The following is a 13,867-nucleotide window of genomic DNA, read 5'->3' on the forward strand; positions in this document are numbered from 1 at the left end:
CCAGGCCTCGGAGGTTCGCAATTCCCTGATTCCTGAGCGCCTCCCATCCGCCGAATTTCCTGGCGTGAGAGGTCCGGATGAACGTCCACCTCGTACCCCATCTCCGCGAGAACCTGCCGGGTCAGGGCCCGGAAGTCGTTGGCGGCGGAGGCTGGGAGGAACGTCAGATACGGATCCGGCGTTTCCGCTGGAGGACGTTCTTGCCAAAGATACCCACGAGGGCTCGCTCTCGTTGAGACAGTCTGTTGCCTCCGATCCTGCCCCACTCCCCCGCGCAAACCCGGGCAGGACAGGGCCCGAGGTGCGCCCATCCCGGTCCTGTTGCCCCGCACAAAATGTAAGGGGAACTCTTCGACGCGCCGGAACCACCGCGTGCCTCCCCGCCGCAGGACCGGGAAGCGCCCTAGAACTGGATGCCGCGGGACAGCCCGCCGTCCACCAGCACGTTGGCCCCGGTCATCCGGGCCGCGCGCGGACTGGACACGAAGACGACGACGTCGGCCACCTCCTGCGGCGTGCCCATCCGGCCGGTGGGGTTCAGGTCCATCGACTCCCGGAACAGCTCCGGGTTCCCGGCTTCCATGTTCTGCCACACCCCGCCGTCGTGATACGTGTTGCCGGGTGAGACGGTGTTGGCGCGGATCCCCTGGTCGGCGAGCTGGAACGCCAGCCCCGCCATGTAGGCAATAAGCGCGGACTTCACCGTGCCGTACGGCCCGGATGCGAAGTCCACCTCCCGGCCGGACACGCTGGAGATGGCCACCAGCGACGGTGACTCGCTGAGCTGCGCGTACGGCAGGGCCGCCTTCATCAGCGCCACGGTGCCCAGCAGGTCCACCCGCAGGCAGGCGTCCCAGGCCGCCGGATAGTCGGCGATCTCCAGGGCGCTGACGTTGCTGACCACCGCGTCCACGCCGCCGAATCCCTCCCCCACCGCCGCCACCCAGCGGGCGACGGCATCGGCGTCGCCCATGTCCACCACCCTGCCCTCCACCCGCACCCCGGAGCCGGCCAACGCGGCCTCCGTCGCGGCGATCTCGCCGGCGTCGCGGGCGCAGAAGGCCACGTTGGCGCCCTCCGCGGCGAAGGCCTCCACTATGGCCCGGCCGATTCCGCGGGTGCCGCCGGTAACCAAGGCCGTCTTGCCGGATAGCTGCAGGTCCATTTCGTTCCTCCATATAGGTGCGGTGCAGGGTAGGTGCGGGACCGTTGCCGGAACCGGTGCCGGTAACGGGTCCGGTGCCGCGTCGGGTTCGGCGCCGCGTCGCAGGCGGCGGGGCCGGGAGGGCGTACGGGGCGCAAACCTCAGAACAGCTCGGCGGCGCGGCGGCGCAGCTCCGCGTGCAGGCCGTCGTACGCCGTGGCGGCTGGGAACAGGTCCTTGCGTGCCTTGACCACCACCGAGTAGTTGGCGTCCACCACGTTGGCGATCGGCGCCTGCGCGGTCTGGCTCAGCAGCTGATACGCGTCCATCTGGTGCAGCCCGAACAGCTCTTGGAACCAGCGCACCATCTCCACCTGTCCGATCCGCCAGGAGTCCTCCATCGGCCGAGACGAGCCGACCGCCATCCAGTGCGCGTCGGTTTCCAGCCGGGGCCAGCCCGGCGCGCCGCCCTTGATCAGCTCGACGAGGATGGTGGAGTTCATGGCGCCTTCGACGGCGGTGCCGCAGGCCTCGCCCTCGCCCTGCCGGTAGTGCCCGTCGCCGATGGAGAACAGGGCGCCGGGCTGGTTCACGCCCAGATACACGGTGGTGCCGGCCTTCACCTCTGGCGCGTCCATGTTGCCGCCGAACCGTTCCGGCACCAGCGCGGAACGCACCTCCCCGCCGGGCGGGGCGACGCCCACGGTGCCGAGCATCGGCTCCAGCGGCAGGGCGACGTCGAACTCCCCGAAGCGGGCGGAGAACCCGACCGTGTTCCGGGCGGAGTCCACATGATAGATCCAGGTGGTGTCCGGCAGCGGGTCCTGCAGGAACGCCGTGCGGTCGGTGCTGGTCAGCCCGCCGAAGAACGGGATGGCGGCCGAGACGCCGTAGCTGCGCGCCGGGGTCAGGTCCGCGATGTGCAGGGCCAGGGTGTCCCCCGGCTCGGCCCCCTCCACATGGAACGGACCGGTCTGCGGGTTCACGAAACTCAGGTCCACCTTCTCGCTGGACAGGTCCTCCACCGAGGTCAGCGCGTTGTTGAACGCGTCCTCGCTCCACAGCTTCAGGGCGGTTCCCGGCTTCACCGTCATCACCGGGGCCATTCCCCCGAAGTTGTAAACGAGCTGGTCACGGGTGGGGTGATAGTCGATGATCTCCATGGCCGGATGCTATAGACCCTCCCGGTGCCCGGCAACGGGCAGGGCCCGGTCCGCGCCTCACCCGGACCGCTGCCCCTGCGGGAGGCCCGCGGACCGTGCCGGGGCTACCGCCGGGCCGCCGCGGGTGGTCTGCTGGAAGGATCCGCAGCCGCCCCGGCGAAAGGAAATCCCATGCGCGGAGTTGTCATTCATGCCCCCGGCGATATCCGGGTGGAGGACCGCCAGGACCCGCGGATCCTCGAACCGACCGACGCGGTCATCCGGCTGGCCGCCACCTGCATCTGCGGCTCGGACCTCTGGCCCTACCGCGGCATCGAGGACGTGCAGTCGGCGGCGCCGATGGGCCACGAGTACGTCGGCACCGTCGAGGAGGTCGGCGAGGACGTCCGCACGCTCAAACCCGGCGACTTCGTGGTCGGCTCCTTCTGGGCCTCGGACAACACCTGCGAAATCTGCCGCGCCGGCTACCAGAGCCGCTGCGTGCAGGCCGTGCCCATGGGCGGCATCGGCACGCAATCCCAGTACGCCCGGATCCCGCTCGCCGACGGCACCCTGGTTCCCACGCCCGGCCAGCCCGACGCCGACCTGCTCCCCTCGCTGATGGCCGCCTCCGATGTGCTCGGCACCGGCTGGTTCGGCGCCGTCGCGGCGCAGGCCGGGCCCGGCAAAACGGTGGCGGTGGTGGGCGACGGCGCCGTCGGGCTGCTCGCCGTGCTCGCCGCCCGGCAGCTGGGCGCGGAGCGGATCATCGCCATGAGCCGGCATCCGCAGCGGCAGGAGCTGGCCCGCCGCTTCGGCGCCACGGACATTGTCGAGGAACGCGGCGACGCCGGCGTGGCCGTTATCAAGGACATGACCCACGGGCTCGGCGCGCACTCGGTGGTGGAGGCCGTGGGCACCCAGGAGGCGATGATGCAGGCGATGCGCTCCACCCGTCCCGGCGGGCATATGGGCTTCGTCGGCGTCTCGCACGACGTCGCACTGCCGGGCCTGGAACTGTTCTTCGCCGAGATCAACATGCTGGGCGGGCCCGCCCCGGTGCGCCGGTTCCTGCCGGAGCTCATCGACCTGATCTGGAACCGCACCATCGACCCCGGCCAGGTCTTCGACCTCACCCTGCCGTTGGAGGACGCCGCCGAAGGCTACCGCGCCATGGATGAACGGCGGGCCGTCAAGGTGCTGCTGACCCCGTAGCCGCGCCGCCGGCGTCGGGCCCGGCTGCCGGCCTGCCCGACGCCGGTCCCCCTGCGGCGCGGTTCGCGCAGGCTCACGCGCCGGCCGCTCGCGGCCGCCCGGCAGGCAAATGCGCCGCAAACCGCGGATAATGGGCTCAGCCCGCCGCGGCAGCGCCTTCGCCCGAAGGCGTGCCCTGCCGCACGGGCGGAAGGAGAACCCGGTGGCCCTGATCGACAACGCGGTCTACGTGGACGGGCGGCGGCACTGCAGCCCCGCATCCCTGGACGAGACGTTCCAGGCCGTCCGGGAGACCGGCGGCATGGCCTGGATCGGGCTCTACCGGCCGGACGCCGTCGAGCTGCTGGCGGTCGCCGAGGAGTTCGGGCTGCATCTGCTCAGCGTGGAGGACGCCCTGGCCGGCCATCAGCGCTCCAAGCTGGAACGCTACGGCGACACGCTCTTCATGGTGTTGCGCCCGGCCCGCTACCTCGATGAGGAGGAGCAGGTGGAGTTCGGCGAGCTGCACATCTTCATCGGCCCGAACTACGTGGTGACCATCCGCCACGCCGAATCCCCGGACCTGCGGCGGGTCCGCAAGCGGCTGGAACAGGAGCAGCAGCTGCTGGCCCTGGGGCCGCTGGCCGTCATGTACGCGCTCCTGGACCAGGTGGTGGACGAATACGAGCCGGTCGCCGCGGGCCTGGAAAACGACGTCGACGAAATCGAGGACGAGCTGTTCGGCGGCGACTCCGAGGTCTCCCGCCGCATCTACGAACTCTCCCGCGAAGTCATCCAGTTCCAGCGTGCCATCACCCCGCTGGAGGACATGCTGGAGGCCATCCGCCGCGACCCCGAGGCCGGAACGGCCCTGCCGGAGGTGCTGCGCGACAACCTGCGTGACGTGCTGGACCACGTGCTGCGCCTGACCGATCGGGTGAACGCCTACCGGGCCATCTTGGACAACGCCCTGAACCTGTCCTCCACCCTGGCGTCCAACCGGCTGGCGGAAACCTCCATCGCCCAGAACGAGCAGGTGAAGCGGATTTCCTCCTGGGCTGCCATACTGTTCGCTCCGACACTGGTGGGCACGGTGTACGGCATGAACTTCGAGTACATGCCCGAACTGGACTGGCCGGCCGGCTATCCGCTGGCCCTGGCGCTCATGGTCCTGATGGGCATCGGCCTGTATGTCACGTTCAAGCGCAACAACTGGCTCTGATCAAAGGAGTACATGGTGAGAAGGACCCTGGCTCTGGCCGCGGCAATGCTGCTGCTGCCCCTGGCCGCCTGCGGTGACTCGGCGGGACAGTCCGCCGGCCCCTCCGCTCCGGCATCCGCCGACGGCGCGACGTCGGCCCCGCCGTCGGCCGGTCCCGGCGCCGGCGCCGAGCCCAATGAACCCGGCGGCCCCGTGCTGGGCGGCTGGGGAAACCTTGATGACTCCTCCGCCCCCTCCCTGGAGTTCGGCCCGGATGGCACCTATGCCGGCACCGACGGTTGCAACGGCATGGCCGGGAACTGGCGGGAGGACGGCGGCCGCGTCGTCCTCGATCCGGGGCCGATGACGCTGAAGGGCTGCCCCGACCTGGACACCTGGCTCTCCGGCGCGGCCTCGGTGGAGCCCGCCGGCGACGTGCTGGCCGTGTTCAACGCCGAAGGGCTGCGGATCGGCGAGCTGACCCGCTGATCCGCAGCCCTTCGGGGCGCGCTGTCCGGTGGAGCCTAGGCGTCCACGCGCTCCCGGACGACGGCGGGGGCGCGGCGCTTGTCGAAGACCGTGGCGCCGACCTCCTGCTCGGCCTGGTTGTGGATGCTCAGGTCGATGCCGGGCCGGTCCCGCAGCAGGGCCACCGCCACCAGCGAGAGCAGCGCGAAGATCAGCAGATAGGTGGAGACCGACGCCGAGGTGCCGGTGGCCTGCACCAGGGCCGTGGCGATGGTGGGGGCGAACGCTCCGCCGAGGATGGCGCCCAGCGCGTAGGAGATGGAGACGCCGGAGAAGCGGACCGAGGCCGGGAACACCTCGCTGTAGAGCGCTGCCTGCGGGCCGTAGGTCAGGCCCAGGCCCACGCTGAGCAGCGCCAGGCCGAGGAACAGAGCCTGGATGTTGCCGGTGTCGATCAGCCAGAACAGCGGGAACACAGTCAGCGCCACGCAGATGAATCCGATGATGTAGGTGCGGCGGCGGCCCAGGATGTCGGCGAGGAAGCCGGAGACCAGGGTGAACACGAACCACAGGAACGCGGCGGCGGTCACGGCCACCAGCACCTCGGTGCGGTCCATCACCAGGGCGCCCTCCGGGTCGGTGGCGTAGCTGAGCACGAACCCGCCGGTGATCATGTAGCCGGCGGCGTTGTTGCCGGCGAAGACCACCGCGGCGATCAGCACCAGGAGCCAGTGCCGGCGGAACAGCTCCACGATCGGCACCTTGGTCTGCTGCTTCTTCTCGGCGATCTCCTGGAACACCGGGGACTCGTCCACGCTGCGGCGCACGACCATGCCCACGATGATCAGTACGAAGCTGACCAGGAACGGCACCCGCCAGCCCCATTCGATGAACGCGTCGCCGGGCGAGATCACCCCGGACATCAGGGCCAGCATGCCGGAGGCGAGCAGCATGCCCAGCGGCACGCCGAGCTGCGGGAACGCACCGAACAGCCCGCGGCGGTTCGCCGGAGCGTGCTCCACGGCCATCAGGGCGGCGCCGCCCCATTCGCCGCCGGCGGAGATGCCCTGGATGATGCGCAGCACCAGCAGCAGGATCGGTGCCAGGACGCCGGCGGTCTCATAGGTGGGCAGCACGCCGATCAGGGTGGTGGCCCCGCCCATCAGGACCAGGGTGATCACCAGCATCGCCTTGCGGCCGATCTTGTCGCCGTAGTGCCCGGCCAGGAAGGCGCCGAGCGGGCGGAACAGGAAGCTCAGGCCCACGGAGGCGAACGCGATCAGCAGGCCGATCTGTGATCCGGCCGGCTCGAAGAACAGCCGGGCGAAGACCAGCCCGGCGGCGTTGGCGTAGATGAAGAAGTCGTACCACTCGATGGTGGTGCCCACGATGGTGGCAAAGGCCACCCTCCGCTGATCGTTGCGTGCTTTCGTCGGTGTCGGTGCTGCGGTGGTTGGTGCGCTCATAACTGTTCTTTCTGTGGGGGCAGAGAACGGGCTGTGCCTCCGGCGGGGGCGGGGCCCGCGGCCCGAAAGGGAAAGAGCGGCCGACGGCGGGGCGCCGTCGGCCGCTCTTTCCGTGGGGGGGGTGCCGGATGGTTTCTAGCGGGCCAGCGGGGCCTTGTGGACGTCTTCGACGTGCAGGTCGGCGCCCTTGGTTTCCTTGACCATGGTCACGGCGACGAAGGAGATGACGCAGAGGACCATGATGTAGATGCCGATGGAGCCGGACCAGCCGGTGGCTTCCAGCAGCATTTCGGCGATCATCGGGGCGAACGCGCCGCCGAGGATGGCGCCGATGGCGTAGCCGATGGAGACGCCGGAGTAGCGGACCCGGGCCGGGAACATCTCGGCGTACAGCGCGGACTGCGGGCCGTAGGACAGGCCCAGGCCGATGGTCAGCACGAAGATCGAGAGCCCGAACAGGAACACGTTGGCGGTGTCGATCAGCAGGAACATCGGGATCGACCAGAGGAAGACCCAGGCGTAGCCGATCTGGAAGGTGCGGATCCGGCCGATCCGGTCCGACAGGATGCCGCCGTACATGGTGAAGATCAGCCAGCCGAAGGAGCCGACCGCGGTGGCCAGCAGCACGGACGGACGGTCCATGCCCAGGGTCTTGCCGGCGTAGGAGGCGAAGAACGCGATGACCAGGTACCCGGCGGCGTTGTTGGCGATGAAGATCAGTGCGGCGAGGATGACCTCACGGGAGTTGTGCTTGAACAGCTGTCCCAGCGGGGCGGAGGATTCCTTCTTGCGCTGCTGGATCTCCTGGAAGACCGGGCTCTCATCCACGGTGCGGCGGATGAAGTAGCCGACAAAGATCAGCACCACGGAGAGCAGGAACGGGATGCGCCAGCCCCACTCCATGAACGCTTCGTTGCTCATCGAGCTGGAGATGATGAACATGACGAACGTCGCGAGGATCATGCCGACCGGCACGCCGATCTGCGGGTAGGCGCCGAAGAAGCCGCGCTTGTTCACCGGCGCATGCTCCACGGACAGCAGGGCGGCGCCGCCCCATTCACCGCCGGCGGAGAAGCCCTGCAGGATGCGCAGCACGAGGAGCAGGATCGGGGCCGCGACGCCGATGGAGGCGTAGGTGGGCAGCACGCCGATCAGGGCGGTCGCTGCGCCCATCATGACCAGGGTGAAGACCAGCATCTTCTTGCGGCCCAGCTTGTCGCCCAGGTGGCCGGCGACGACGGCGCCCAGCGGGCGGAACAGGAAGCTGATGCCGATGGAGGCCCAGGAGACGATCTGCGCCAGGGCGCTGCCCTCGCCCAGCGGGGCGAAGTACAGGGATGCCAGGACCAGGCCGGCGGCCTGGGCGTAAATGAAGAAGTCGTACCACTCGATGGTGGTACCGACCAGGGTGCCGGCAAGGACTTTGCGCTCTTCCTTGCTCATCCGCTGCGATGACGCCGCAGACGCAGATGCTGTGGTCATGGGAACTCCGATGTTCTTGGCCTGAACTGCCAGCTGGGATTGGAATGAATTACTGAAAGAACGGTCGGTAAAACGTGCTACACGATACCGGGCCGTGTGACCCGCGACACTTGCTCGGGGGAATATGACGCCCCCGCCCGTGAAAATGACGAGGCGGCGGGTACGCCGCAGCTGAAGCCGAGGGGTGGCACCGGTTTCACCTCGCATTGCATTGCCGTCGGACACCGCACGCCCCCGCGGCCGGCCCCAGGCAGTTGCCTCCGGCCGGACCGCCGCTGCGGTGTTCGATAGTTGAACTGCTGTCTCTTTTTGCGAACAGAGCAAAACTATAGACAGATGTGATCAAGCGCACAAGTTGGCCGCGTCACACTTTGTGGGCAGCAGGCGGCAGCCGCGAGGCGGGATCGGCCGCGCTGGAGATCAGCCGGCGGACGTCGCACCGGCGGAAATCAGGCAGCGGAAATCAGGCAGCGGAGATCAGCCGGCGGACTGGAGGATGACGCCGCTGCGCGGGATCGAGGGCAGCTGGGTCAGCGGCACGGTGAGGTCCTGCGCCGGGACCCGGTAACCGCCCTCGGCGAGCAGGCGGGTGGCCTCCTCGACCAGGGCCAGGGTGATCGCTTCGCCGGGACAGCGGTGGCCGGACTCGACCTGGCCGCCGCCCTGCGGAACCAGTCGGTAGGGGTTGTCGTCCCAGCCGCGGAACCGCTCCGGCCGGAAGGCCTGCGGATCGGGCCAGATCCGCGCGTCGTGGTTGGTGCCGTACAGATCCAGCATGGCCCAGGTGCCGGGCTTGAAGGTGTGCCCGCCCCAGCTGAAGGTGGTGGTCGCCACCCCGGCCACGGCCGGGAAGAAGGGGTAGCAGCGGCGTACTTCCTGCGCGAACGGTTCCAGGTCCTGCAGCCGCTCCTCGTCGCCGGAGGCGAACGCGGCGGCCCACTGGGGGTGCTCCACGAGGGCGGTGGCGGCGAAGGCGATGAACCGGGCCACGGCCACGATCGGGCGGATGACGTTGAGCAGTTCCACGGCGGCCACGTCCTCGGGCAGCGGCGCGCCGTCGCCGCCCGTCTGGGCGGCGACCAGGGCGGCCGGACTGTCGGCGGGCGCGCGGCGGCGGCCGGCGCGCAGGTCGGCGATGATGCCGCGGGCCCACTTTTCCGTGCGCCGGCGGCGCAGCTGCGCCCACCAGTTCTTCGGCCCGAACGATCCGGCCTGGTTCACCATGAGCGCGAACTCCGGAGCCCGGGCGTCCACTTCGCTGTCGGCGAGGGGCACGCCCGCCCACTCCGCGGCCGCAGCGGTGAGGATCCACTGCGCTTCGCGGTGCAGCACCACCGGGTCCGCGCCCCAGGTGCCGGCGCGCCGCTTCCAGGTCCGGACGAAGATCTCCCGCAGCCGGGTGACCGCCTCCGGGCCCATCATGGCCAGGAACATGGCCTTCCGGTGCCGGTGCGCGCCGCCGTCGAGGGTCTGCACGCTGCCCTTGTCCTGCAGCAGGTGCACCACGGTGGGCGGCAGTGCGCCCCTGCGGGTGAAGCGGCCGCCGTCGTAGAAGACCTGGGCGGCCTCCGCCCCGCGCATGCACACCACCGGCCGGCCCGCGATGCGGGTCCGGAAGATGTCGGTGCCCAGCCGGTCGCAGCGTGCGGAGATGAAGGTGTACCCCTCACGCAGGAACGCGGCTGAGCTGTCGGGCGTGCGCAGTTTCGGGACGGACATCGGGCTCCTTCGGTTGGGGGTCAGGGGTCTGGGCCGGAGCTGCTGCCGCGGCAGCGTCGGCCAGGCGGCGGCGGAGCGTGCGGACGGAGTGTCCGGCGCGGCGCAGCCGCCGTCCGGCGTACGGGACTCCTCCGCGCAGCCGCCAGTACAGGGCAGCCCAGATGCACACGGCGCGCTCCGCGGCCCAGACCGGCGCCCAGAGCGCCGCCGTCGGAGGATACACGGCGGTGCCGCCGGCCCGGCGTCGGCCCGCTTCGGCGACGGCGACCGCCGCGGCGGCCACGGCAGCGAGCCGCCGGGGCCGGCGCAGGCCAGCGAGGATCAGCGGGAGCAGCGACAGCTCAGCAATCAGCCGGGCCGGCTGGGCGAAGCTGTCATAGGCCTGGCGGACCCGCTGGCCGCGGAAGTGCCGCGAACTGCACGGCAGGCGGGGAACAAACAGGTCATCGGCGCGCAGCTCGGTGCCGCCGGCGGCCCGGACGGTGCGCAGCAGTTCGAGGTTCTCGAACAGCACGTTGCCGTCGTACCCGCCGGTGCGCTCCAGCACCGCCCGGCGCACCGCCACCGTGCCGGGGTAGTCCGAGCCAAGGGCCCGGTTGATCAGGCTGCGGGCGGTGTCCCAGCGGACGTGCCAGGACGGGGTGCCGATGAAGTGGTTCTGCGGGCGTACGACGTCGGCCCGGCCCAGCCCGGCCACCACCCGTTCCAGCGCCGCCCGGGTGTACCGCACGTCGTCGTCCGCGATGACCACGCAGGGTGCGCTGGCCTGCCGCAGGCCGGTGAGCACTCCGGCCACCTTGCCGTTGAGCACGCCCAGCGGATCCGGCCGCAGGTGCCGCACGGCGGGCGGAAAGGCGCGGGCGTGCGCGGCGAACTGCTCCGGATCCGACCCGTCGACGACGGTCACCGGCAGCCAGCCGCTGAGCCAGGCCAGGTAGTCGGCCAGCTCGGCCAACCCGGCGTCGTCGGCCCACTTCAGGGGCAGGATGTACTCGGCGTCGGCGAGGTCGGGGGCCGGCTTCACGGGTGCTGGTATTCCTTTCCGGTGCATCTGGCCCCCTGCTGAAGGGGCCCGGTCGGGTGGTTGGCGCCGGCGGGCCGGGCGGCGCCCAGCGCCGCCCGCCTCCGGCTGGTGTCATTCTTTCTTCATCTTGTCCTGCACGACGCCGGCGGCCTTTTCCATGGTGTTGGGCAGGTCGGTAGTGCCGTAGTAGCGGGCGTCCGGGCGGGTGACATCCGGCATGGGCGCCGTGGTGGTGGGCCCGTCGTGGTAGCTGAATTCGCCGTGCCCGTCGGGGGTGGGGCCGGAGGCCCAGCGGCCTTCCGCCGCGGCCGGGCCGTTGGAGAAGTTCAGGTACTGGTAGGACACCTCGCGGGCCTCGTTCTTCAGCGGGAAGTTGCTCGGCACCGGCAGGGCCTCCATGCCTTCGGCCTGCAGCTCCATGGCGGCGGCGGTCCACTGGTTCTGGTGCATGGTGTCCCGGGCGAGCAGGAACGAGAGCAGGTCCCGCACGCCGTGGTCATCGGTCATGTGGTAGAGCCGGGCGACCTGCACACGGCCCTGCATTTCGGCGTTCGCGTTGGAGGTGAAGTCCGCCAGCAGGTTGCCGCTGGCGGTGATGTAGCTGCCCTGCCAGGGGTTGCCGTTGGAATCCACGGCACGCGCGCCGGCGCCGGCGACGATGGCCTGCTGCACATCCTGCCCGCCGATCACGGCGGCGACGGCGGGATCATCCTGGGTCGAGCCGCGGGAAACACCCAGGGGGTCCTTCTCGAGCAGCTGGGCGATCATGACGGCCAGCATTTCGACGTGGCCCATCTCCTCGGCGGCGATGCCGTAGAGCAGGTCCCGGTATTTGCCGGGAAGGTGCGAGTTCCATGCCTGGAAGCCGTACTGCATGGCCACCGTGATTTCACCGTACTGCCCGCCGAGCACCTCCTGCAGCTTGCGGGCGAAGACGGCGTCGGGCTGATCGGGGACGGTCTTGAACTGGAGTTCCTGCTTGTGGAAAAACATGCAATTTCCTCCTGGCCTTGGGTGACCCGGCCCCGTGCACGTCCCCACAGGGGAAGTTGGCCGGATCGGGGTGTCCTCAACCTAGCCATGCGCCCCGCCCGGGGGAAGGGTCATCAGCAAGCTTATGACTTCTTTCTGTCGGTTGCCTTGCATGACACCGACCGGCGTGTATCAGGCGCCTGCTGGTGCGGCGGGGTCGGTGACCGTCACGCCGACGCACCGCCATTCACCGGTCCTCCGCTCCGGCTAGGCTGTCGCCATGTCTGAGCACCTGCCTGCCCCCGATGCCGGGGCTGCCTCCGGATCCGGCGACGCCGTCCGTCCTTCCGCTCCAACCGGCGACAACGCCGGCGCGGCCCGTTCCGGTTCCTCATCGGGGGGACGCCCGCAGGCAGCACCGGGCCGCGGCACCGGAGCGGCCGACGTCGGGCCCGCCCAGGTCAGCGACGACCTGACGGTGCGCCGGCACGTGCTGCCCTCCGGCCTGGCCTACACCACCACCACGGGGCGGATCGTGTTCCGCCGCGAGGAGACCAAGGACGGTCTGGCGGACGGCTTCCGGCCCAAGGCGGAGATCTTCCTGGCCGCCTACACCGCGGACCGCGACCCCGCCGAGGGAGTGTCCTCCCCCAACCCGCGCCCGGTGGTGTTTGCGTTCAACGGCGGGCCCGGTTCGTCATCGGTCTGGCTGCATCTGGGCCTGCTCGGCCCGCGGCTGGTGGACTCCGGCGACGTCGGCGCCCTGACTCCCGCCCCCTACGGGCTGACGGACAATCCGGAAACCCTGCTCGAGCATGCCGACCTGGTGATGATCGATCCGGTGAACACCGGATTCTCCCGTGTGGTGGACGGCAGCCAGGCCGATGAGTTCCACGCCTTCGAGCAGGACCGGGACCTGGTGGCCGAGGTGATCCGGCTCTGGACCACGCGCAACAACCGCTGGCTGAGCCCGAAGTACCTGGTCGGCGAGTCCTACGGGACGCTGCGTGCGGTCGCCGTCGCCGGCCGGCTGTTCGAGGCGTACGGGATGGCGGTCAACGGGCTGGGGCTGATTTCCACGGTGCTGAACATGGCCACCCTGGATTTCGCGCCGGGCCGGGACACTCCGTACGCACTGCACCTGCCCACCTACGCGGCGATTGCGCACTATCACGGCCGGCATCCCGGCCGGGAGCTGGCCGACGTCGTGCGCGAGGCCGAGGAGTACGCGGCCCGCGACTACGGCTACGCGCTGACCCAGGGCGCGCGGATGTCCGCGGAGGAGTTCGACGGCGTGGTGGCGCGGCTGGCGGAGCTCACCACCCTGGATCCGGGATTCATCCGGCGGACCAACCTGCGCTGGGACTATTCGCAGTTCTCCGCCGAGCTGCTGCGGGAGAAGCACCTGTCGGTGGGCCGGATCGACGGACGGTTCACGGCGCCGGCGGAGGATCCGCAGGCCTCGATCAACTGGGACGATCCCAGCCTCGCCGCCATTAACGGCCCCTACGCGGCGGCCATCAACCACTACCTGCGCGCCGAGCTCGGTTACGAGAACGACCTGCCCTACGAGGTGCTCAGCGGGCGGGTGCAGCCGTGGAGCTACCGCCAGTTCGAGGGCGTGCCGGTGGATGTCACCAAGACGCTCGAGCGGCTGATGGCACACAACCCGACCTTGCGCGTGCACGTCGATTACGGGTATTACGACGGCGCGACGCCGCACTTCGCCGCCGAGTACGTCTGGGCGCACATGCGGCTGACCGACGAGGCGCGGGCGAGGTTCACCCATCACTATTACGAGGCCGGGCACATGATGTACGTGCAGCCGGAGGCCCGGCGGGCGCAGCTGGCGGCGCTGGCGGAGTTCGTGGCGCCGCGGTAGCCGGGGCGGGCGGCGGCGTCGGGCGGGCGGCGCCAGCGCGGTAGTGGGCGGGCGCTGGGCGGGCGGCGTCGCGATCCGGCTCCCGCTGCCGGTTTGTGCATTTGCTGCCATTGCGCGCCGGCAGCGGCCGCCCAAACCGGCAGCGGATCCGGCGGGCCGTGGTGGGTCCGGGG

General features: G+C 70.2%; 11 protein-coding genes. 4 read left to right on the forward strand and 7 right to left on the reverse strand.

Annotation, left to right across the window (positions count from 1 at the left end; translation table 11 throughout):
- Positions 1-403 precede the first annotated feature (403 nt).
- Both AC5RV6_RS04895 and AC5RV6_RS04900 read right to left on the reverse strand, forming a co-directional pair.
- A complete protein-coding gene (locus AC5RV6_RS04895) occupies positions 404-1,165 on the reverse strand; it encodes an SDR family NAD(P)-dependent oxidoreductase (protein ID WP_494006153.1) in 762 nt (253 codons plus the stop codon).
- 140 nt (positions 1,166-1,305) lie between these two features.
- Positions 1,306-2,307 carry an acetamidase/formamidase family protein gene (locus tag AC5RV6_RS04900; RefSeq protein ID WP_494006154.1) on the reverse strand — a complete coding sequence of 334 codons (1,002 nt, stop codon included), beginning with the start codon at positions 2,305-2,307 and terminating at the stop codon, positions 1,306-1,308.
- A gap of 171 nt (positions 2,308-2,478) precedes the next feature.
- Between AC5RV6_RS04900 and AC5RV6_RS04905 the strand changes: the two genes are divergently transcribed.
- The 3 genes from AC5RV6_RS04905 to AC5RV6_RS04915 all read left to right on the forward strand — a co-directional run bounded on the left by AC5RV6_RS04905 (position 2,479) and on the right by AC5RV6_RS04915 (position 5,170).
- Positions 2,479-3,501: a zinc-dependent alcohol dehydrogenase family protein gene (locus tag AC5RV6_RS04905; RefSeq protein ID WP_494006155.1), complete on the forward strand. Its 1,023-nt coding sequence runs from the start codon at positions 2,479-2,481 to the stop codon at positions 3,499-3,501.
- Between the two features lie 202 nt (positions 3,502-3,703).
- Positions 3,704-4,702, forward strand: a complete 999-nt coding sequence (gene corA / locus AC5RV6_RS04910) for a magnesium/cobalt transporter CorA (RefSeq protein ID WP_494006156.1) — start codon at positions 3,704-3,706, stop codon at positions 4,700-4,702.
- Between the two features lie 12 nt (positions 4,703-4,714).
- Positions 4,715-5,170 carry an META domain-containing protein gene (locus tag AC5RV6_RS04915; RefSeq protein WP_494006157.1) on the forward strand — a complete coding sequence of 152 codons (456 nt, stop codon included), beginning with the start codon at positions 4,715-4,717 and terminating at the stop codon, positions 5,168-5,170.
- A 35-nt stretch (positions 5,171-5,205) separates the two neighbouring features.
- Here AC5RV6_RS04915 and AC5RV6_RS04920 read toward each other — a convergent pair whose 3' ends face one another.
- From AC5RV6_RS04920 to AC5RV6_RS04940, 5 genes are all read right to left on the reverse strand, one after another.
- The gene (locus AC5RV6_RS04920) at positions 5,206-6,615 is read right to left on the reverse strand and encodes an MFS transporter (protein WP_494006158.1); all 1,410 of its coding nucleotides are present in this window, start codon (positions 6,613-6,615) and stop codon (positions 5,206-5,208) included.
- 135 nt (positions 6,616-6,750) lie between these two features.
- Complete coding sequence (locus tag AC5RV6_RS04925) at positions 6,751-8,097, reverse strand: MFS transporter (protein WP_494006159.1); 1,347 nt, start codon at positions 8,095-8,097, stop codon at positions 6,751-6,753.
- A gap of 477 nt (positions 8,098-8,574) precedes the next feature.
- A complete protein-coding gene (locus AC5RV6_RS04930; protein ID WP_494006160.1) occupies positions 8,575-9,816 on the reverse strand; it encodes a cytochrome P450 in 1,242 nt (413 codons plus the stop codon).
- The gene (locus tag AC5RV6_RS04935) at positions 9,764-10,840 is read right to left on the reverse strand and encodes a glycosyltransferase family 2 protein (RefSeq protein WP_494006161.1); all 1,077 of its coding nucleotides are present in this window, start codon (positions 10,838-10,840) and stop codon (positions 9,764-9,766) included. The genes AC5RV6_RS04930 and AC5RV6_RS04935 overlap by 53 nt, the downstream gene beginning before the upstream one ends.
- Positions 10,841-10,951: 111 nt before the next feature.
- Positions 10,952-11,833, reverse strand: a complete 882-nt coding sequence (locus tag AC5RV6_RS04940; protein WP_494006162.1) for a manganese catalase — start codon at positions 11,831-11,833, stop codon at positions 10,952-10,954.
- 259 nt (positions 11,834-12,092) lie between these two features.
- Here AC5RV6_RS04940 and AC5RV6_RS04945 point away from each other — a divergent pair, with 259 nt between their 5' ends.
- Complete coding sequence (locus AC5RV6_RS04945; protein WP_494006163.1) at positions 12,093-13,694, forward strand: S10 family peptidase; 1,602 nt, start codon at positions 12,093-12,095, stop codon at positions 13,692-13,694.
- The last annotated feature ends 173 nt before the right edge of the window (positions 13,695-13,867 follow it).

Source organism: Arthrobacter saudimassiliensis, from assembly GCF_059090665.1.

Excerpts from the sequence above, each read along its gene's own strand:
- AC5RV6_RS04940 (WP_494006162.1), bottom strand. The coding sequence starts at position 11,833 with ATGTTTTTCCACAAGCAGGAACTCCAGTTCAAGACCGTCCCCGATCAG.
- AC5RV6_RS04895 (WP_494006153.1), bottom strand. The coding sequence starts at position 1,165 with ATGGACCTGCAGCTATCCGGCAAGACGGCCTTGGTTACCGGCGGCACC.
- AC5RV6_RS04920 (WP_494006158.1), bottom strand. The coding sequence starts at position 6,615 with ATGAGCGCACCAACCACCGCAGCACCGACACCGACGAAAGCACGCAAC.
- AC5RV6_RS04900 (WP_494006154.1), bottom strand. The coding sequence starts at position 2,307 with ATGGAGATCATCGACTATCACCCCACCCGTGACCAGCTCGTTTACAAC.
- AC5RV6_RS04945 (WP_494006163.1), top strand. The coding sequence starts at position 12,093 with ATGTCTGAGCACCTGCCTGCCCCCGATGCCGGGGCTGCCTCCGGATCC.
- AC5RV6_RS04905 (WP_494006155.1), top strand. The coding sequence starts at position 2,479 with ATGCGCGGAGTTGTCATTCATGCCCCCGGCGATATCCGGGTGGAGGAC.
- AC5RV6_RS04930 (WP_494006160.1), bottom strand. The coding sequence starts at position 9,816 with ATGTCCGTCCCGAAACTGCGCACGCCCGACAGCTCAGCCGCGTTCCTG.
- AC5RV6_RS04925 (WP_494006159.1), bottom strand. The coding sequence starts at position 8,097 with ATGACCACAGCATCTGCGTCTGCGGCGTCATCGCAGCGGATGAGCAAG.
- AC5RV6_RS04915 (WP_494006157.1), top strand. The coding sequence starts at position 4,715 with ATGGTGAGAAGGACCCTGGCTCTGGCCGCGGCAATGCTGCTGCTGCCC.